Raw genomic sequence first — 18,175 nt, forward strand, 5'->3', positions numbered from 1 at the left:
CCCGCCGGGGTTGACTTCGGGGCCGGATTCGCCTGCTATGCGTGCTTTCGCACGACTTTTGTCTGGGGGGAAGACGTTGTCCGCCGCCGAGTTATCCACCGACCGGGATAGCCAGCGTCTGCAGTTGCAGCGCATGGAACGAGCCCTGGTCCGGGCCCGCCTGGCACAGCCGCAGGATCTGTCGGAAACCGATTACCAGTGTCTGCGCTATGCCATGGGCCTGGCGCGCATTCACCGTTTCGTGCCACGGGGCAGCAAGCGCGACGTGCGCATCAACCTCGGCGCCAACGCCACCCTGGCCGACTGGCTGCTGGCCCATCTCTACACGCCCTTGCGCAGTGCCGGCAGTGATAGCGAACGACTGGCCACCTGCGTTCAGGCCATGCCCCGCGTGCGGGAACTCACTGCTCAGGCCCGCGAGGCATTGCTTGCCAGCCACCCGGATGATTTCGACGCCGCGGCGCTCGACCGGGAAGCCGGCCATCGAGCGTTCGTCAGCGTGGCCGGGGGCGGTGGCGGTGCCGGATACGTCTATCTGGGCGCTTATGCCCGATTGATGGCGGCGGACCTCACTCCGGATTACCTGGTGGGCAACTCCATCGGCGCGGTAATGGGGCTGTTCCGCGCCGCCAGGCGTCGCATCGAGGTGGATGAATACCTTGCCTTTGCCAAATCGTTGAGCCGCGCCGATGTGTTTACCGCCGGCCGGCGCCGGGCGGACCTGTGTCTGCCGGGCCTGCTGCAGCTGCATCTGAAGGTGCTGCATTCCCGCTTCGTCACCGGCGATCATCGCCGTCCCCTGCGGCTGGACGAAATGGAGATTCCGCTCGACCTGATCGTGGCCGGGGTGCGGCGGCGCTCGCTCGAGCGCATGCCCGATGACGTGCGCGAGCCGGAGTCCGGGGCCTCGCGGCTGCTGCCGTTCTCCGTGAAACTTGCGTCAAGGCTGTGGCGACTCGCCAGCTTTTTCAGCCCGGCGCTGGTCAAGCCACTGGTGTTCGGCCGTGACCAGGATACCCGCTCGCTGCATGCGGTGGACGTGGTGGGGTTCTCGGCCGCGGTACCCACTATCCTGCAGTACGAGTTGCGGGGTCGGGCCGGTACCAGCCGCGAGATCTTTGCCGAACTGATGAATCGGCATGATCTGAGTGCGCTGGTGGACGGTGGCGTGGCCGACAACGTCCCGGCCCGGGCGGCCTGGGAAGGCGTCGAATCCGGCCGCATCGGCACCCGCAATGCCTACTATCTGGCATTCGACTGCTTCCAGCCCAAATGGGAACCCAAGCACCTGTGGCTCTGGCCGATTTCCCAGGCCGTGCAGATGCAGATGCGGTCCAATCGGGTTTACGCTGACTCCATGGTGCGTTTTTCTCCTACCCTGTCGCCGATCAATCTGGTGCCGGCGGCTGCCTCGCTCGACCAGGCCTTCCAGTGGGGGTGGAATCAGATGGACGCCCGGTTGCCCGAGGTGACCGCCATGCTTCAGCCCGCCACGTGGGAAGCCGCCGGCCGGCCGGCCCTGGTGGCCACGGAGACCTCATGAGTGCGCCGCCGGTGATTCGGTCAGGCGGACGCGGCACCCTGGCCTGGGCTGGTCTGGTCTGGGACCTCACCGTCCTCGCCCTGGTGGCGCTCAATCTCGGTCTGATCATCTTCGACAGCCTGTTCGTGATCGAATCCTTTGCCGCTGGCGTCGCCTGGCTGTCACCGGGGGGGCATGACTGGTATGCAGTCAACGTGCACGAGCATTTCCCCACTATCGATCTCTACTTCGTGGCGATCTTCATCGCCGACGTGTTGGTCGGCTGGGGCGTGGCCATCTGGTACCAGCGCTATCACCGCTGGTTCTTCTATCCCTTTGTGCACTGGTACGACGTGCTTGGCTGTATTCCGCTCGCCGGGTTCCGTTGGCTGCGGGTGCTGCGCGTGCTGGCGCTGGGCATCCGCCTGCAGCGGCTGGGCCTAATTGATGTCCGGCAGTGGCGGGCCTACGCGTTTGCCAAGAAGTACTACGACATCCTGGTGGAGGAAGTCTCCGACCGGGTCGTGGTCAATGTGCTCGATGGCATTCAGGAGGAAGTCCGCAGCGGCGGCAAGGACCTGACCACACGGGTTCTCACCGAAGTGGTCCAGCCCCGCCGGGAGCGCCTGGTCAACGTGATCAGTCAGCGGATCGAGGCCGCCGTGAGCAAGGCCTACGGCGACAACCGCGACGAAATCCAGGCCTACGTTGGAAAGCTGGTCAACCGGGCGGTGTCGGACAATGCGGCCATCGCCGGCGTTGAACGCGTGCCGATGCTGGGCGCGGCGGTGACACGCAGTCTCGAATGGGCCATCCGTGATGCCGTCAACAGCGTGCTCGACGAGGCTGTCACCGGACTGGAATCGGATGAGTTCGACGACATGGTCCAGCACATCGCCGACAGCGTGCTGGCCCAGTTGCTGGAAACCCAGGCGAGCGTGAATCCCGACATCAACGAGGCGATTGTCGAGGTGGTGGAACTGCTCAAGGAGCAGGTTCGAGTACAGCGGTGGAAGGAGACCTACGCCTGAACCCCGTGGCGAGACTCGCGCTGGCGGGCTTCACCGCGCTGACCGTCGCCGGTTGTCTGCAGCGTGGGCCGACCTATGACGAACCGATTGTCGGGCCGCAGGCAACGCTGACCTATACCAGCAACCGATTGGGCGAGGGCTTCATGGGGCGGGCCGTGGGCGTGAGCGGGTTGTACCTGTTCGCCAAACCGAGTTTTTGCAGTCAGCAGCGTCGACCGCTCGGCGATATCCGGCAGGTTGATTACGAGCAGCCGGAGAGCAGGGTAACGCTGCCGGCCAACCAGCCGCTTGCCGTGGAGCTGTTCTGGCAAGGGGCCGAAGACCGCAAGTGCCTGATCGACGATCTGGCATTCCTGGCGGATCCGGGGGCCGAGTACCGCTTGATCAACGATGTGGACCTGGAAGCCGGGCGCTGCCGGATCACGGTCGAGAAGCGGCAGGAAGATGGCAGTTTCCGGCGACTCGGGCGGCCGCCGTCTCTTGAGGAGGCTTGTCGGGCCGAGCGGGGGCGTGGCAACTAATGCCGGCCATTATGGCGGTGATCGCCCGGTCTGAATGCTTGCCCGAAAACATAAGAATTTCGCCCTGAAGGGCGAGTCTCTTTTCTTTGCGTCGCTAAAGAAAAGAGACGAAAAGAAAGGCGACCCGGACCGCTTGCCCCTCGTTCAGCGAAGGCTGATCGAGGGGTTCCCGCCCGGCCGCCGGGCCATGGCCGGGTCGCGCCGACGGCACCTCCGTGTGCCGGCGGCGCTAAGCCGGACGTCCTGTCCGGCTTACCCTATGGCCCACCGGCCGGTCGGCAAGCGCTAACGGGAGGGAAGAAGCGACCACACCCGGATGTGGCACCTCTTGATTCCCGTCGGGACGAGCCGAGCACTGCAGGGCGGCGAGGTTCCCGGCCCGAAGGGGCGCGCCCAGGACGGGCGCGCGGTTTTCGCCGGGTCATGGATGACCCGTCGAAACACCCCCTCGCCGACCGAAGCGCACAGGGCATCCTGCCTCGAACCCCGTTCGAGGCAGGACTCGCCCGCCGGAAGCGTTTCTTTGGTGACTTTCTTGTCGCACAAGAAAGACACCCGGCCCGCTTCAGCGGGGCGGAATCTTCTTTCGTCTACGACAATTCGGGATTTCTGAATCGCCGAAAAGTTTCCGCTTATTCCGGTCTGCGGGGCAGTCTGAGTTTTAGTCAGAGCAACAACAACGTCCCCATCCCCAGAAACAACCCGAAACCCACAATATCGGTAATCGTGGTCAACACCACGGTTCCGGCCAGGGCCGGATCGATGCCCATCTTGCGCATCAGTAGCGGCAGGCCCACGCCGGCCACCGCCGCGCCGATCTGGTTGAATACCAGGGCGGTTCCGATCACGACGCCCAGAGTGATATTGCCGAACCAGATATAGGCCACCAATCCCACGACCAATCCCCAAATGACGCCGTTGATCATCGCCACCGCCAGTTCCTTGAAGAACAGCGTTCGGGCATTGGAGAACGCGATCTGGCCCATGGCCAAGCCGCGGATCATGATGGTCAGGGTCTGGCTGCCGCCGATGCCGCCCATGGAGGCGACGATGGGCATCAGCACGGCCAGCGCCACCACTTCCGACAGGGTTGCCTCGAACAGGCCCACCACCTGGGCGGCGAGGGAGGCAGTGAACAGGTTGATGCCCAGCCATACCGCGCGCCGCCGGGCGCTGCGGGCAATGGGGGCGAATACGTCCTCCTCCTCGTCGAGGCCGGCCATGCTCATGATGCTGTGTTCGGCTTCGTCGCGGATCACGTCGACCACGTCGTCGATAGTGATTCGGCCGACCAGCCGTTCGTTTTCGTCGACCACCGGGGCGGAGATCAGGTCCAGGTCCTGGAAGCGCTTGGCCACCTGGCTGGCCGGCATGTCGACGAGCAGGCCTTCCACCGAGGTATCCATGACTTCGGAGACATCGCGTTCCGGATCAAGCGTGACCAGGCGGGCCAGCGACAGCATGCCGAGATACCGACCGTAGCGGCTGACCACGAACAGAGTGTCGGTCTGGTCGGGTAGCTGGGCCCGCTGGTGCAGGTAACGCGTCACGACATCCAGCGACACGTCCGGGCGCACTGTCACCGTGTCGGTGTTCATCAGGCCACCGGCGGAGTCGGCCGGATAGGACAGCACCGATTCCAGGCGCTCTCGGTTCTGCTGGTCCATGGACCGCAGAACCTGCTGGGTGACCGTCTCCGGCAGGTCCTCGAGCAGGTCCGCCAGGTCGTCCATTTCCAGGCCGTCGGCGGCAGCCAGCAGGACGTCGTCGTCCAGACCCTCGATCAGCTGGCTGCGGACCTCGTCGTTGACGTGCAGCAGCACCTCGCCATGATCGTCGTCGGGCACCAGGCCCCACACCAGCATGCGCTTGGTGCGCGGCACGCCTTCCAGCAGCAGCGCGGTTTCGGCTGGATGCAGGGAGTGCAGCAACGGCTTGAGCCGGCGCATGCGGCCGGATTCCAGCACCTCATGCAGATATTGCAGGCGGGCCTCGGAGGCCGTGGACTCGTCGAGTTGCGCGGCTTCGGTCATGCCTGTCGGGCTCGGTCGCGGGACGCGTGGGGACTGCGTGAAGGTACCGGTAATGACGGCAGGCGTCTATTGCCGCCTGCCGTCAGTTTCGGGTTTCGGGTTTCAAGTTTCGAGAAGAAGAAATGGCGACGGTGTCCAGCCGCAGCCAACGGAAACATAGAGCACGAAACGCGCCTGCGGTCAGGCGGGCGCCGGTTCGTCGAGCGCGTCGAGGTGTTCGCGGAACTCGTCGGCATCCCCGCAGGCGAGCATGGCGTCGACCTGCTCGCGCAGGGCGGCGACGTTCGACTGCATGATCAGTTGCTTGACCTCCAGGATACTGGCCGGATGCATGGAAAACTCGGTCAGCCCGAGGCCGAGCAGCAGGCGCGTGTAGCGCCGGTCGGAGGCCATCTCGCCGCACATGGAAACCGGAATCGGTGCCTGCTCCCCGGCTTCGATGGTCAGCTTGATCAGACGCAGGACGGCTGGATGCAGCGGGTCGTAAAGGTAGTTGATCTCGTCGTCCACCCGGTCCATGGCCAGGGTGTACTGGATCAGATCGTTGGTGCCCAGGGAGAAGAAATCGGCATGCCGGGCCAGCAGGGGGGCGGACAGGGCGGCGGCGGGGACCTCGATCATCGCCCCCACCGGCAGGGCGCTGTTGAAGGCGTGACCCTCCGCGCGCAACTGGTTCATGGTCTCGCCGATCAGATGGCGGGTCTGCTTGAGTTCCTGGGTGTTGGAAATCATCGGCAGCATCACCCGTACGTCGCCTTCGGCGGAGGCGCGCAGGAGGGCTCGCAGCTGTACCCGGAACATGTCGGTTTCCTTCAGGCACAGCCGGATCGCGCGCAAGCCGAGGGCCGGGTTGGTGGACTGGGCCGGGTCCCGCCCCTGGCCGAGGGTCTTGTCGGCGCCAAGGTCCAGCGTGCGGATGGTCACCGGCCCGTCCACCGATCGCAGCACCCGTCGGTAGGCGGCCAGTTGCTCCTCCTCGGAAGGCATGTCCTCGCGGTTCATGTACAGGAATTCGGTGCGGTACAGCCCGATGCCGTCAGCCCCCACCTCGGCGGCGTCGGCGCTGTCGTCGGGCAGCTCCACGTTGGCCAGCAGGCGGATGGGTACGCCGTCCGCGGTAATCGCCGGCTCGCCCTTGAGCTTGCCGAGCATGCGCCGGTAGCGCTGATCCCGCTTCTGGCGGTGGCGGTAGAACTCGATGGCCTCGGCATCCGGCGCGGCCAGGACGTGACCGGCCTCGCCGTCCACCACCACGGTCTCGTCGTCCAGCAACAGACGCCGCGCGGCGTGCATGCCCACGATGGCGGGAATACGCAGGCTGCGGGCGAGAATCGCGCTGTGCGACAGCGGGCCGCCGTGCTCGGAGATGAATGCGCCGACGCCCTGCTGATGCAGGATGATGATATCGGCGGGCGTCAGATCGTCGGCCACGATCACTGGCGGTTCGCGATTGGCCTCGCGCCGCGCCTCGATGTGGCGCTCCTCCTTGAGCAGCACCCGCTGCAGCCGGGCAGTGACGTGCACCACGTCGTCGCGACGGGTTCGCAGATAGGCGTCGTCCATCTGGTCGAACACGGCCACCAGATGATCCTGCTGCAGTTTCAGGGCCCATTCCGCGTTGCAGTGGTGTTCGCGGATGAGCTTGGCCACGGTGTCGGACAGCGCGCTGTCCTCGAGCATCAGCAGATGGGTTTCGATGAATGCCGCGATTTCCGGTGGCGCGTTGGCGGGGATCTGGTCGCGGATGGTCTCGAGTTGTTCCCGGGTCCGGGTCAGGCCCTCCTCGAAACGCTGGACTTCGGCGTCGAGCGCGTCCGCGGCGATCTCGTACTCGGGAATGTCCAGATCCGTGGCATGGATGCGGTGCACGCGCCCGATGGCGATGCCGCGCGAAACGCCGATGCCGGATAGCCACAGACTCATGGTGTGGCCTGTTCGCCCGGGAAATCCAAGAGGAATTGCGCCGCCATCATGCCTATTCGCCCTCGCCGAAGCGGTCGCGGACCAGTTCTTCCAGGGCCTCCACGGCCGCTTCGGCATCGGGGCCGTCGGCCCGCACCAGGATGCGGCTGCCGCGGGCGGCGGCCAGCATCATGATGCCCATGATCGACTTGCCCGAGACCTCCCGGCCGTCCTTGCTGACCTTGAGGTCGGCGTCGAAGCCGGCCGCGGTCTGCACGAACTTGGAAGCGGCTCGGGCGTGCAGGCCCAGACGATTGACGATGGATAGCTCGCGTTCAACCACGGACGTTGTCTCCGCTTGTTTCGCCGCAGGGCATGATGCCGTTGCGCCCGGCTTCCACCGCGCTGTCGACCATCCGCCCCAGATCGAGATCGGGATAGTTGTAGATGCGCACTAGCATCGGCAGATTGACGCCAGCCACCACGCGTCGGCCCGGTCCGGCCAAACGGTTGGCGATATTGCTCGGAGTGGAGCCGAAGGCGTCGGTCAGCAGCAGCAGTTCGCTGCAGTCGCCCAGCCGGGCCATCGCCGCTGCGGCCTGTTCGGCCCTTTCGTCCGGGTCGTCATGGCGGTGCACGGCCACCACTTCGGTGGCCAGACTCAGCCCGCCCAGCATGCCGGTCACCGTATCCACCAGTTGCTGGCCCAGTTGACCGTGCGTGATGAGCACGACGCCGATCATGAGGGGTTGTCCCGCGCAGGGATGCCGGCAGGCGTCATGGCAACTCCGTGTGTTTGACCTGGGTGCGCGGGTAGCGTTCGCGCAACCGTTCGTGAATCCGTTCCACCAGGTAGACCGAGCGGTGCCGGCCGCCGGTGCAGCCGATGGCAATCGTGATATAGGCGCGGTTCTCACGTTCGAACGCGGGCAGCCAGGCTTCAATGAAACCGGCAATATCGTTGCGCATCCTGACCGTTTCCTGCGATTTTTCCAGGAACTCGGCCACCGTTGGATCACGCCCGGTGGCCTCGCGCAGGTCGGTCTCCCAGTGAGGATTGGGCAGGCAGCGTACGTCGAACACGAAGTCCACCGCATCCGGCACCCCGTACTTGAAGCCGAACGACTGCAGCAGGATCGACAGCCTACCGTCGCTGGCCGCTTCCACGCGGGTACGGATGAGCTCGCGCAGCTGATGGATGTTGGTACGGCTGGTGTCGATGGTCAGATCGGCCTGATCGGCGATCGGGCGCATCAAGTCGCGGTCGGCGCGTACCGCCTCCACCAGCGGCGTGCCGGCGTCGGTGAGCGGGTGCTTGCGGCGGGTTTCTCCGTAGCGACGCAGGATTACCTCGTCGTCGGCTTCCAGGTACAGCACCTGCACGTCGAGTCCGCCGGCCCGCAGAGCGGTCACCCCCTCGGGGAATGCGGCAATCTGGCGTGACCGGGCCCGGGCATCCACCCCGACCGCCAGTCGTTCGATGTCGAGTTCCTCGCGCCGCAGGCTGTCGGCGGTGACGTCGCGCAGCAGCGTGATCGGCAGGTTGTCGATGCAGTAGTAGCCCAGGTCCTCGAGCATGCCCAGTGCCACCGACTTGCCCGAACCGGCCAGCCCGCTGACGATGATCAGACGCATCAGGCTGCCCCGTCCTGCATGTGCGCGGCCTGCCGGGCGGCGAAGATCTCGTCGCTGCGATGGCCCTGCTGGCGCAGCAGATGATCCCGGCAGGCGGCCTCCACCAGTACTGCCAGATTGTGGCCGGGGGCCACCGGCAGGGTGATCTCGGGGATTCCAACTTCCAGGATATCGCGTTCCCGGCGGCTGCCCGAGAGCCGGTCGGTGACCGGCAGGTCGGGATCGTCCGGACGCAACAGATTGATGATCAGCCCCAGTTGCTTGCGGCGCTTGATCGCGGCTTCCCCGAACATGGCCCGGATGTTTAGCACGCCCAGGCCGCGCACCTCGAGAAAATCCTGCAGCACCGGCGGGCAACCGCCGTTGAGATCGTCCGGGCCCAGCAGCGCGAATTCGGGCGCATCGTCGGCTACCAGTCGATGGCCGCGGGTGATCAGTTCCAGAGCGAGTTCGCTCTTGCCCACGGCCGGACGCCCGGTGAGCAGCAGGCCGATGCTGAGAATCTCCAGGAACACACCGTGGACGGTAATGCGCCGGGCCAGCGCCTGGCTCAGGTAGTGGCGCATCCGGTAGCTGACCTTGTGCGCCGGGATATCCGTGGCCAGCAGCGCAATGCCGGCGCTCTGCAGCGCCAGCGCATGCGGTTCTTCCAGGCCCATGCCATCGGCGATCACGATCATGGCGGTATCGCCGGTGCGCACGCGGTCGATGATGTGGTCGCGCAGTGCCGGCGAGGCTTGGCGCAGATAGTCCGCTTCCGCAGCGCCGATAATCTGCACCCGCGGTGGATGAATGAAGTTCAGGTAACCGACCTTGGGTACGGTCTCGCCCCCGGCAGGTTGATCCAGGCGGTTGTCGCCGCCGGTCGGCGTCCCGTGCCAGCGCAGTGCCAGGGCGGGGGCCAGTGCATCGACCACGGTCCGGACGGTGACGGCGTGGCTGTCCATCACCGGTGGCGTCAGCCGGCCTGGGCCATCGGGTCGCGTTCGATCAGGATTTCGTGCAGCACCTTGTCGTTATCGGCGGCGCGCATGGCGCGCAGGGTGTCTTCCTCGGTGAACAGTTCCGCGAGCCCGCGCAGAATATTGAGGTGGACATCGGTGGAATCCTGCGGGACCAGCAGCCCGAACAGGATGTCCACCGGCTTGCCGTCGGGGGCCTCGAAGTCCACCCCCTCGGGCAGGCGGATCATGGCGCCGACGCATTCGTCCAGGCCCTTGAGACGGCCGTGGGGAATGGCCACGCCGTCGCCCAGCGCGGTGCTGCCGAGCTTTTCGCGGGCCACCAGGGCAGTGAATATCTCGGTCGCCGAAAGATAGGGCGTGCCCTCCGCCAGAATCTCGGAAAGACGCTCCAGCGAACGTTTTTTGCTCTGCGCATCGTCGATGACGCGGATTCGTTCGGCGGCAATGATGTCGGCTAGGTTCATGTCGCAACCCGTGGTGGCAAATGGAAAGCCCGCGACGCGCCGTTGCCGGCATCGCCGCGGGCCGGGGTCATGTCAAACCGCGCCAGCCTGCAGGCGCTGGGCTTCGCGGTTGTGATGGTCGGTGATCTTTTCCTTGAACTTGCGGGTCTGGCGGTCGAGCTTGTCGGCCATCAGATCGATCGCCGCATACATGTCGTTCTCGGTGGCTTCGGCGTGCAGCGTCGTGCCGGACAGCTTCAGGGTGGCCTCGGCCTTGTGGCGCTCCTTTTCCACTTCCAGAACGACTTCCGCCTCGATCACATGATCGAAGTGTCGCTCCACGCGCGCCAGCTTGGCGTTCACATAATCGCGCAGCGCGTCGGTCAGGTCCATGTGATGCCCAGAGATATTCAAGTTCATGGTGCACTCCTTGGTGACTTGCGGCTTGCGAGGCCGCGGAAAACCGTTCCCGGTCGCCGCTCCGTGGCTGTTATCAACCGGGATACGCAGGCAGACGGTATTCGGCCGGCCGGTGCCGGCGTGGATCGGCGTGGCGCGTGCCTCAGGCATGCTGGCGCCGACGCTGATGGGAAGGCGGAATGGACATTGCCTCACGGTACTTGGCCACGGTCCGCCGGGCCACCTGGATGCCCTCGTCGAGCAGCAGATCGGCCAGCCGGCTGTCGGACAGTGGCTTTCCGGGCGTTTCCCCGGCCACCAGGCGGCGGATCATGGCCTGGATGGCGGTGGCCGAACAGGTGCCGCCGTCGGTGGTGGCGACGTGGCTGGAGAAGAAATACTTCAGCTCGAATAGTCCGCGCGGTGTCTGCATGTACTTGTGCGCCGTGGCACGGGAAACCGTGGATTCGTGGATGTCCAGCGCGTCAGCGACGTCGCGCAGTACCAGCGGCTTCATCGCTTCCTCTCCATATTCCAGAAAAGCGCGCTGGGCTTCAACTATGCATTGGGCCACCCGCAGCAGGGTTTCGTTGCGGCTGCGCAGGCTGTTGAGAAAGAAGCGGGCTTCCTGCAGGTGCTCCTTCAGCGTGGTCTGATCGGCGCTCTTGTCAGCGCGCTTGACCATGGCCATGTACTGCGGATTGATGCGCAGGCGGGGCGCGATGTCGGGGTTGAGCTGGACCTGCCAGCGCCCTTCGCGCCGCACCACGAACACTTCCGGCACGATGTACTGCGCTTCCTGACCGCCGTAGGCCTCGCCCGGATGCGGCTGCAGGGTCTGGATCAGCGCCATGCCGGTGGCCAACTCGTCGGCATCGTCGATGCCGCTGAGCCGCGCCAGCGCGGTATGATCGCGGGCACCCAGGGCTTCCAGGCCGTCGCGTTCGACAATCGCCCGCGCCGCGGCCAGCCCGGGGGCATCTGTCTCCACCTGGTCGAGCTGGATCAACAGGCATTCCTGCAGCGACCGTGCGGCCACGCCGGGCGGATCGAAGGCCTGGATGGTGGTCAGCACCGCGGTCAGCTGCGCCTCGTCGGCTCCGATATCCACGGTCAGGCGTTCGGCCAGTTCCGGCCAGCCCTGCAGATAGCCGTGATTATCCACCGCGTCGATGAGGTAGGCCGCCACCAGGGCCTGGGTGTCGCCGAAGCCCGCCAGTTCGGCTTGCCACGTTAGGTGTTCGTGCAGGTCCGGCGGGGTGTGGAGGTTGGCCTGGCGATATTCCCACAGGGCTTCATCTTCGGCGCTGGCCTGGCGGGCGGGGGCGGACTGGTAGATATCGTCCCAGTCGGCGTCCACCGGCAGGTTTTCCGGGATGTCCTCGCCGGCGGGTCGGGTCTCCTCGGCCTGATTGGCGGCATCGTCGGGGCCCTGCTCCTCCGGTTCCTCGGTTTCCAGCATGACGTTGGAGTCCAGCGCCTGCTGGATTTCCATGCTTAGATCGAGGGTGGACAGTTGCAGCATGCGGATGGCCTGCTGCAGCGCGGGCGTCATGGTCAGCGATTGCCCGAGCTTGAGTGAAACCGACTGCTTGAGGCTCATAACCGGAATTCGTCTCCCAGATACACACGCCGCACCTGCTCGTTGGCCAGTACCGTGTTGGCGTCGCCGGCGGCGATGACTTCGCCGTCGCTCATGATGTAGGCGCGGTCGCAGATGCCCAGTGTTTCGCGCACGTTGTGATCGGTGATAAGGATACCGATTCCCCGCGCCTGCAGGTGGCGCACGATCGCCCGGATGTCGCCGATGGAAATCGGATCGATGCCGGCAAACGGCTCGTCCAGCAGCATGAACGCGGGTTCGGCGGCCAGCGCCCGGGCAATCTCCACCCGGCGGCGTTCGCCCCCGGACAGGGACAGGCCGATGGCGTCGCGGATGTGGCCGATGCTGAGTTCCTCCAGCAGGTTGTCCAGCCGCGCCCGGCGGCCGGTCCGGCCCAGATCCCGGCGGGTCTCCAGGATGGCCATGATGTTATCGGCCACCGACAGCTTGCGGAATATGGAGGCCTCCTGGGGCAGGTAGCCGACCCCGGCACGTGCGCGGATATGCATCGGCGCCCGGGTGAGGTCCTCGTCGCCCAGCCGGATGCGCCCGGTATCGGCGTTGATCAGGCCCACGATCATGTAGAACGAGGTGGTCTTGCCGGCGCCATTGGGGCCGAGCAGCCCCACGACCTCGCCGCTGGCGACCTGCAGCGACACGTCCCGCACCACCGGCCGGCCGCGGAAGCGCTTGCTCAGCCGCTCGGCTTCGAGCCGGCGGGCCTCAGCCACCATCGGGGGTGTCAGTGCCGTCGGCGTCGTCGGCGGGTGGCTCGCTCGTGTCTTCGCCTTCGACGCCGGCGCCGGCGGCCGTTTCCGGCTGGATGGTGATGCGTACGCGTTCGTCGTCGCCGCGCATGGCCTCGGTGCGGCCGCCGTCCAGGAAGTGGCGGATGCGGTCACCGCGTACCGCGTCACCATCGCGGTTGAGCACCGCGCTGCCGTTGAGTTCGAGCACCGCATCGGCGGCGCGATAGGTCAGGCGGTTGGCGCGGCCGGTGATGGCGGCGCCGTCCTCGTCATCGTCGGGGTCGCGCCGGATCTGCACCGGCTCGCCCTCGAGTTCCGCCCGGATTTCGCCGTCGTCGCTGCGGCTGACGGTCAGACGACTGCCGGACAGGCGCAGCGGACCACGGGTGAGCACTACGTTGCCGGTATAGGTGCTCACGCCGGTCTTCTGCGATACCTCGGCGCGATCGGCCTCGATATCGATCGGAAACCCCTGGGCGCACACGGTCGGGCTCACCAGCGCCAGTAGCAGGGGCGCCAGCCAGCGGGTCGCGCGCCGGAGTTCAGGGTTGATAACGAACTTCCACATCGTTTCGCAATGTCAGACTTTCCTCGCCGAAGCGCAAGCGCATGCCTCGCGCACTGACCCGCTGGCCGGGCGCGTTACCCACGATGGCGGCATCCGTTTCGGCCTGTTCCTGCTCGGCGCGAATCCACAGCCACGGCGTGGTGATGGTCCAGTCGCGGCGGCCCGCGCCGTTGTAATCCGCGGTGACGTCGCCGCTCAGGCGCACGTCGCGGCTGCCCGCCGGAATGCGGCCCTCATCGGCGGCCAGGGTCCAGGCGCGGTCGACGTCGCGGGGATAATCGACCCGGATGTCGGTGAGCCGGGCGGATTCGTCCGGGAAATGCAGCGACGAGGCCGCCCGGATTCGGTAGGCTGGCTCGCCGGCGGCGTTGAACTGCCGGACCTGGGCGTCGAGCAGGTAGTAGTTGCTGCCCTCGGGGGTGGTGGCCACCGGTGTATCATCGGGGGCCTGCGAACCACCGCGGGTCAGCAGTAGGATCACCACCGCGGCGGCCAGCGCCGCCATCAGCACCAGCGGTCGCACCGATTAGCCCTCGCGGGCCGCGACCAGCAGGTCGCAGGCTTCGCGGACGGCCCCGTGGCCGCCGGCCGCGCAGCTGATCCAGTCGGCGCCAGCGCGCACCTCGGGCACCGCGTCGGCCACCGCCAGCGCCACGCCGGCTCGTTCCATCAGCGGCAGATCGGGCAGGTCGTCGCCCATGACCGCGGCCCGGGCGGCGTCGATGCCCCGTTCTTCGAGCAGGTCTTCGAACGCGGCCAGCTTGTCGTCGCAATCGAGGGTGATGTACTGCAGGCCCAGTTCCAGCAGCCGGTCCTCCACGGCTCGCGAGGGCCGGCCGCTGATCACCGCGGGGGTGATACCGGCCGCCTGCAGACGTTTCAGGCCCAGCCCGTCGCGAACGTGCATGGTCTTCAACTCCATGCCGTCGGGACCCAGCCATAGCCGGCCGTCGGTGAGTACGCCGTCCACGTCGAATACGGCCAGTTCCACCGCGGCCGCCCGGGTCTGCCAATCGCTCATAACACCCTCGCCAGCAGCAGATCGCGCATGTTCAGCGCCCCGATCGGGCGCTGCTCGTCATCCACGACCAGCAGGCCGTTGATTTGTTCGATTTCCATCATCCGCAGGGCCTCGGCGGCCAGCATCTCGGCCGGAGCGGTGCGCGGGTCCGGCGTCATCACCGCGTGGATTGGCGTGGTGCGTACGTCGACATCGGCATCCAGCGCCCGGCGCAGATCGCCGTCGGTGAACAGGCCGGTCAGGCGGCCCTCGGCATCGGTCACCGCGGTCATCCCCAGGCGCTTGCGGGTCATCTCCAGCAGGGCCTCGCGCAACGTCGTGGTATCGGTTACCGCCGGCACGTCGTCTCCCTGGTGCATGACATCCGCGAGCCGCACCAGCAGCCGCTTGCCCAGTGAGCCGCCGGGATGCGAGCGGGCAAAGTCCTCCGCAGTGAATTCGCGCGCCTCGAGCAGAGCGATTGCCAGTGCATCACCCATGGTCAGGGCCGCGGTGGTGGACGAAGTCGGCGCCAGATCCAGCGGGCAGGCCTCCAGCGCCACGGCCACGTCGATATGCACGTCCGCCCGCACGGCCAGCGTGGAACCGGGCTTGCCGGTCATCGCCACCAGCGGCACGCCCAGGCGCTTGATCAGCGGCAGGATGGTAAGAATCTCGGCGGTTTCCCCGGAATTTGACAGGGCCAGCACCACATCGGTGCCGGTGACCATGCCCAGGTCGCCGTGGCTGGCCTCGCCGGGATGCACGAAGAAGGCGGGCGTGCCGGTGGAGGCCAGGGTGGCGGCGATCTTGCCGCCGACGTGGCCGGACTTGCCCATGCCGGTAACGATCACGCGGCCGCGGCAGTCGTAGAACAGCCGGCAGGCGGCGGCGAAGCGTTCGTCGATGCGTTCGCGCAGTGCGGTGACGGCATCGGCTTCGATGTCGATCACCCGCCGCCCCATGGCTATGAGCTGGTCGCTGTCCATCATGGGCGCATTATCCAGCGGCGCCGCCTTCATGGGAAACGCTGCATGAAAAGCAGTGTGCCGTAGCCGATGAAACCGGACAGCAACAGCAGCCCGCCGCCGCGGCCGATGCGGTGGGCGCCGAAGCGGGATAGCAGGTACACCGCCAGGATGGCGGCCAGCATGGCCGGCATGTCCCGCACCAGCGCGCCGGCCGGAATGAATCCGGGCGCCAGCAGCGCGGGGAAGGGCAGGACCGCGAGAATGTTGAACAGGTTGGAGCCCAGCACGTTGCCGATCACCAGGTCGGGCTGTTTCTGCCGCACGGCCGAAATAGCGGTAGCCAGTTCCGGCAGTGACGTGCCCACGGCCACGACGGTCAGTCCGATCACCAACTCGCTCACCCCGATGGCGGCGGCGATGTTGCCCGCGCCCCACACCAGCGCCTGGGAGCTGGCCGGCAACAGTGCCAGCCCCAGCAGCAGCCACAACACGGCACTGCGCGGGGACATGCGCTCCACCGGGTCGGTTTCCAGGTCCGGGGCGAGGGGGTCCGATTCGCCGCGCCGGCCCAGCATCACCAGAAAGCCGAGAAAGCCCGCCAGCCCGATCAGCAGGATGATGCCGTCGAAGACCGATAGCTGGTTGTCCAGCGCCAGCCCCACCGTGAGCACGCTGATGCCGATCACCAGCGGCATTTCGCGCCGCACCAGGATCGGCTGTACCACCAGCGGCGTGATCACCGCGGCGCTGCCCAGGACCAGTGTCATGTTGGCCACGTTGGAGCCGATCACGTTGCCGATGGCGATACCTTCGCGCCCCTGGAGCGAGGCAATCACCGACACCACCATCTCCGGTGCCGAGGTGCCGAAACCGACCACCGTCAGGCCGACCAGAAGCGGGGGAACGCCCAGCAGCCGCGCGGTGGTCGCGGCCGCATTGATGAAGCGATCGGCGGACAGGGCGAGAACGGCCAGGCCGCCGGCAACGGCCAGGAAATCGGCCAGCATCATTCGGGAAGGTTCCTTAGCGCTCGGCGCGAAAACGCGCATGATAACGCAGGGTTGCCGGCACTCAGTCCGGCTGCGGCCGCTTGACCCCGGGGCGTATACTGTCGCGCCCGCCCGAACACCGCGAACCGCATGACCCAACCGGCCGTTTCCATTCGTGACATCCACAAGCGATTCGGCGATTTCGAGGCCCTCAAGGGCGTGTCGTTCGATATCCAGCGCGGTGAATTCTTCGGCCTGCTGGGGCCGAACGGCGCTGGCAAGTCCACCCTGATCAGCATCATTGCCGGGCTCTGCCGGGCCACCAGCGGCAACATCGCGGTACTCGGCCATGATGTGGTCACCGATTACCGTGCGGCGCGCCGCAGCCTCGGTGTAGTACCCCAGGAACTGGTCTACGATCCGTTCTTCCCGGTGGAGGATTTGTTGCGTCTTCAGGCTGGCTACTACGGCTGCGGGCGGGACTACTGGCCGTGGATCGACGAACTGCTCGAGGCGCTGGAGCTGGACGACAAGCGCGATGCCAGCATGCGCCAGCTGTCCGGCGGCATGAAGCGCCGGGTGCTGATCGCCCAGGCGCTGGTGCACAAGCCCGACGTGGTGATCCTCGACGAACCCACCGCCGGGGTGGACGTGGAGCTGCGGCGCACCCTGTGGCGGTTCACCCGCCGGCTTTACGAGGAGGGTCATACCATTGTGCTGACCACGCACTACCTCGAGGAAGCCGAGGAACTGTGCGACCGCATTGCCATCCTGAATCACGGTGAATTGCGGGTGCTAGAGGAAAAGCGGGCGCTGCTGGACCGGCATCCGTTCCGCTTTCTCAAGCTGCGCCTGGAAGGCCGCGGCCGGCTACCCGATGACGTCCGGGCCCTGGCCGAGAACATCAACGGCAAGGAGATCGAGCTGCGGCTGGAGCAGGGGCGCCACAATATCTCCGACGTGATCGAATCGATCCGTGCCGCCGGCTTCCGGGTGCAGGACGTGCGCACCCGGGAGCCCTCGCTGGAGGACATCTTCGTCGAGCTTACGGCCGACGAGGAGGCTCCGGCATGAACTGGTACGGCTGCTACACCCTCTTCAAGAAGGAGATCCGCCGCTTCCAGAGCGTGATCGGGCAGACCGTGGCGGCGCCCGTGATCACCGCGATGCTCTATCTGCTGGTGTTCCGTCAGGTGCTCGAGGATCGGGTGCAGGTCTATGACGGCGTGGCCTACACCGCGTTCCTGATTCCCGGCCTGATCATGATGAGCATCATCCAGAATGCTTTTGCCAATACCTCTTCGTCGATCACCCAGTCCAAGGTGATGGGCAATCTGGTGTTCGTGCTGATGACACCGCTGTCGGCATTCGAGCTTTACGTGGCCTATATCGGCGCCGCGCTGGTGCGGGCGGCGCTGGTGGCGGGCGGGCTATTCCTGATGGCCCAGTTCTTCGTGCGTACGCCCCTGACCCATCCTCTGATGGTGCTGGCGATGCTGTTCCTGGCCGGTGGCACGCTGGCGGTGCTGGGTTTGATCGCCGGCATTCTGGCCGACAAGTTCGAGCATTTGGCGGCGTTCCAGAATTTCTTCATCATGCCGCTGTCGTTCCTGTCCGGCGTGTTCTACTCGATTCACTCGCTGCCGGATTTCTGGCGGGCGGCCTCCCACTACAATCCGTTCTTCTACATGATCGACGGCTTCCGCTACGGTTTCTTCGGCGTCGGCGACGTGGGCCCCTGGCAGACGCTGGCGGTGGTGTCGGTGTTCTTCGTGGCGGTATCGGCACTGGCCATCACGATGCTCGCCCGCGGGACCCGTATCCGCAGCTGACTTGGGACACAG

General features: G+C 66.2%; 20 protein-coding genes. 5 read left to right on the plus strand and 15 right to left on the minus strand.

Annotation, left to right across the window (positions count from 1 at the left end):
* The first annotated feature begins 76 nt into the window (after positions 1-76).
* From RM532_RS02545 to RM532_RS02555, 3 genes are read left to right on the plus strand one after another with little or no spacing between them, the layout of a single operon-like run.
* Positions 77-1,543, plus strand: coding sequence for a patatin-like phospholipase family protein (locus RM532_RS02545; protein ID WP_311651559.1), 1,467 nt, complete (start codon positions 77-79; stop codon positions 1,541-1,543).
* Entirely contained in the window at positions 1,540-2,553 is a 1,014-nt protein-coding gene (locus RM532_RS02550) for an ion transporter (protein WP_311651560.1), read from the plus strand. Before RM532_RS02545 ends, RM532_RS02550 begins: the two co-directional genes overlap by 4 nt.
* A gap of 5 nt (positions 2,554-2,558) precedes the next feature.
* Positions 2,559-3,074: a hypothetical protein gene (locus RM532_RS02555; RefSeq protein WP_311651561.1), complete on the plus strand. Its 516-nt coding sequence runs from the start codon at positions 2,559-2,561 to the stop codon at positions 3,072-3,074.
* Between the two features lie 665 nt (positions 3,075-3,739).
* On the opposite strand, the gene mgtE is transcribed toward RM532_RS02555, so the two are convergent.
* From mgtE to RM532_RS02630, 15 genes are all read right to left on the minus strand, one after another.
* Entirely contained in the window at positions 3,740-5,107 is a 1,368-nt protein-coding gene (mgtE, locus tag RM532_RS02560; RefSeq protein ID WP_311651562.1) for a magnesium transporter, read from the minus strand.
* 180 nt (positions 5,108-5,287) lie between these two features.
* Positions 5,288-7,030 (minus strand): phosphoenolpyruvate--protein phosphotransferase, encoded by a 1,743-nt coding sequence (gene ptsP / locus RM532_RS02565; RefSeq protein WP_311651563.1) that lies wholly within the window; start codon positions 7,028-7,030, stop codon positions 5,288-5,290.
* A 52-nt stretch (positions 7,031-7,082) separates the two neighbouring features.
* Positions 7,083-7,352: an HPr family phosphocarrier protein gene (locus RM532_RS02570; protein WP_311651564.1), complete on the minus strand. Its 270-nt coding sequence runs from the start codon at positions 7,350-7,352 to the stop codon at positions 7,083-7,085.
* Entirely contained in the window at positions 7,345-7,752 is a 408-nt protein-coding gene (locus RM532_RS02575; protein ID WP_311651565.1) for a PTS sugar transporter subunit IIA, read from the minus strand. Before RM532_RS02575 ends, RM532_RS02570 begins: the two co-directional genes overlap by 8 nt.
* A 34-nt stretch (positions 7,753-7,786) precedes the next feature.
* On the minus strand, positions 7,787-8,644 hold the full coding sequence (gene rapZ / locus RM532_RS02580; protein ID WP_311651566.1) for an RNase adapter RapZ: 858 nt from the start codon (positions 8,642-8,644) through the stop codon (positions 7,787-7,789).
* Positions 8,644-9,591 (minus strand): HPr(Ser) kinase/phosphatase, encoded by a 948-nt coding sequence (gene hprK, locus RM532_RS02585; protein WP_311651567.1) that lies wholly within the window; start codon positions 9,589-9,591, stop codon positions 8,644-8,646. Before hprK ends, rapZ begins: the two co-directional genes overlap by 1 nt.
* An 11-nt stretch (positions 9,592-9,602) precedes the next feature.
* Positions 9,603-10,073, minus strand: a complete 471-nt coding sequence (locus RM532_RS02590) for a PTS sugar transporter subunit IIA (protein ID WP_311651568.1) — start codon at positions 10,071-10,073, stop codon at positions 9,603-9,605.
* 72 nt (positions 10,074-10,145) lie between these two features.
* The gene (gene hpf, locus RM532_RS02595) at positions 10,146-10,472 is read right to left on the minus strand and encodes a ribosome hibernation-promoting factor, HPF/YfiA family (RefSeq protein ID WP_311651569.1); all 327 of its coding nucleotides are present in this window, start codon (positions 10,470-10,472) and stop codon (positions 10,146-10,148) included.
* A gap of 142 nt (positions 10,473-10,614) precedes the next feature.
* Entirely contained in the window at positions 10,615-12,054 is a 1,440-nt protein-coding gene (locus tag RM532_RS02600; RefSeq protein WP_311651570.1) for an RNA polymerase factor sigma-54, read from the minus strand.
* A complete protein-coding gene (gene lptB, locus RM532_RS02605) occupies positions 12,051-12,788 on the minus strand; it encodes an LPS export ABC transporter ATP-binding protein (RefSeq protein ID WP_311651571.1) in 738 nt (245 codons plus the stop codon). The genes RM532_RS02600 and lptB overlap by 4 nt, the downstream gene beginning before the upstream one ends.
* Positions 12,778-13,371: a lipopolysaccharide transport periplasmic protein LptA gene (gene lptA, locus RM532_RS02610; protein WP_311651572.1), complete on the minus strand. Its 594-nt coding sequence runs from the start codon at positions 13,369-13,371 to the stop codon at positions 12,778-12,780. Before lptA ends, lptB begins: the two co-directional genes overlap by 11 nt.
* Positions 13,346-13,894: an LPS export ABC transporter periplasmic protein LptC gene (lptC, locus tag RM532_RS02615; RefSeq protein ID WP_311651573.1), complete on the minus strand. Its 549-nt coding sequence runs from the start codon at positions 13,892-13,894 to the stop codon at positions 13,346-13,348. The genes lptA and lptC overlap by 26 nt, the downstream gene beginning before the upstream one ends.
* 3 nt (positions 13,895-13,897) lie before the next feature.
* Positions 13,898-14,392, minus strand: coding sequence for a KdsC family phosphatase (locus RM532_RS02620; RefSeq protein ID WP_311651574.1), 495 nt, complete (start codon positions 14,390-14,392; stop codon positions 13,898-13,900).
* Positions 14,389-15,363: a KpsF/GutQ family sugar-phosphate isomerase gene (locus RM532_RS02625; protein ID WP_311651575.1), complete on the minus strand. Its 975-nt coding sequence runs from the start codon at positions 15,361-15,363 to the stop codon at positions 14,389-14,391. The genes RM532_RS02620 and RM532_RS02625 overlap by 4 nt, the downstream gene beginning before the upstream one ends.
* Positions 15,364-15,389: 26 nt before the next feature.
* On the minus strand, positions 15,390-16,352 hold the full coding sequence (locus tag RM532_RS02630; protein ID WP_311651576.1) for a calcium/sodium antiporter: 963 nt from the start codon (positions 16,350-16,352) through the stop codon (positions 15,390-15,392).
* A gap of 129 nt (positions 16,353-16,481) precedes the next feature.
* Between RM532_RS02630 and RM532_RS02635 the strand changes: the two genes are divergently transcribed.
* On the plus strand, positions 16,482-17,405 hold the full coding sequence (locus RM532_RS02635) for an ABC transporter ATP-binding protein (protein WP_311651577.1): 924 nt from the start codon (positions 16,482-16,484) through the stop codon (positions 17,403-17,405).
* Entirely contained in the window at positions 17,402-18,163 is a 762-nt protein-coding gene (locus RM532_RS02640) for an ABC transporter permease (RefSeq protein ID WP_311651578.1), read from the plus strand. The genes RM532_RS02635 and RM532_RS02640 overlap by 4 nt, the downstream gene beginning before the upstream one ends.
* The last annotated feature ends 12 nt before the right edge of the window (positions 18,164-18,175 follow it).

Origin of the sequence: Spectribacter hydrogenoxidans (assembly GCF_031846275.1) — a bacterium.
In the GTDB taxonomy this organism is placed as follows: Bacteria; Pseudomonadota; Gammaproteobacteria; order Nevskiales; family Salinisphaeraceae; genus Spectribacter; species Spectribacter hydrogenoxidans.

What these genes read in the sequence shown, in the direction of transcription:
- RM532_RS02550 (WP_311651560.1), top strand. Translation starts at nt 1,540, where the DNA reads ATGAGTGCGCCGCCGGTGATTCGGTCAGGCGGACGCGGCACCCTGGCC.
- mgtE (WP_311651562.1), bottom strand. Translation starts at nt 5,107, where the DNA reads ATGACCGAAGCCGCGCAACTCGACGAGTCCACGGCCTCCGAGGCCCGC.
- ptsP (WP_311651563.1), bottom strand. Translation starts at nt 7,030, where the DNA reads ATGAGTCTGTGGCTATCCGGCATCGGCGTTTCGCGCGGCATCGCCATC.
- RM532_RS02575 (WP_311651565.1), bottom strand. Translation starts at nt 7,752, where the DNA reads ATGATCGGCGTCGTGCTCATCACGCACGGTCAACTGGGCCAGCAACTG.
- rapZ (WP_311651566.1), bottom strand. Translation starts at nt 8,644, where the DNA reads ATGCGTCTGATCATCGTCAGCGGGCTGGCCGGTTCGGGCAAGTCGGTG.
- hprK (WP_311651567.1), bottom strand. Translation starts at nt 9,591, where the DNA reads ATGGACAGCCACGCCGTCACCGTCCGGACCGTGGTCGATGCACTGGCC.
- RM532_RS02590 (WP_311651568.1), bottom strand. Translation starts at nt 10,073, where the DNA reads ATGAACCTAGCCGACATCATTGCCGCCGAACGAATCCGCGTCATCGAC.
- hpf (WP_311651569.1), bottom strand. Translation starts at nt 10,472, where the DNA reads ATGAACTTGAATATCTCTGGGCATCACATGGACCTGACCGACGCGCTG.
- RM532_RS02600 (WP_311651570.1), bottom strand. Translation starts at nt 12,054, where the DNA reads ATGAGCCTCAAGCAGTCGGTTTCACTCAAGCTCGGGCAATCGCTGACC.
- lptB (WP_311651571.1), bottom strand. Translation starts at nt 12,788, where the DNA reads ATGGTGGCTGAGGCCCGCCGGCTCGAAGCCGAGCGGCTGAGCAAGCGC.
- lptA (WP_311651572.1), bottom strand. Translation starts at nt 13,371, where the DNA reads ATGTGGAAGTTCGTTATCAACCCTGAACTCCGGCGCGCGACCCGCTGG.
- RM532_RS02620 (WP_311651574.1), bottom strand. Translation starts at nt 14,392, where the DNA reads ATGAGCGATTGGCAGACCCGGGCGGCCGCGGTGGAACTGGCCGTATTC.
- RM532_RS02625 (WP_311651575.1), bottom strand. Translation starts at nt 15,363, where the DNA reads ATGATGGACAGCGACCAGCTCATAGCCATGGGGCGGCGGGTGATCGAC.
- RM532_RS02630 (WP_311651576.1), bottom strand. Translation starts at nt 16,352, where the DNA reads ATGATGCTGGCCGATTTCCTGGCCGTTGCCGGCGGCCTGGCCGTTCTC.
- RM532_RS02635 (WP_311651577.1), top strand. Translation starts at nt 16,482, where the DNA reads ATGACCCAACCGGCCGTTTCCATTCGTGACATCCACAAGCGATTCGGC.
- RM532_RS02640 (WP_311651578.1), top strand. Translation starts at nt 17,402, where the DNA reads ATGAACTGGTACGGCTGCTACACCCTCTTCAAGAAGGAGATCCGCCGC.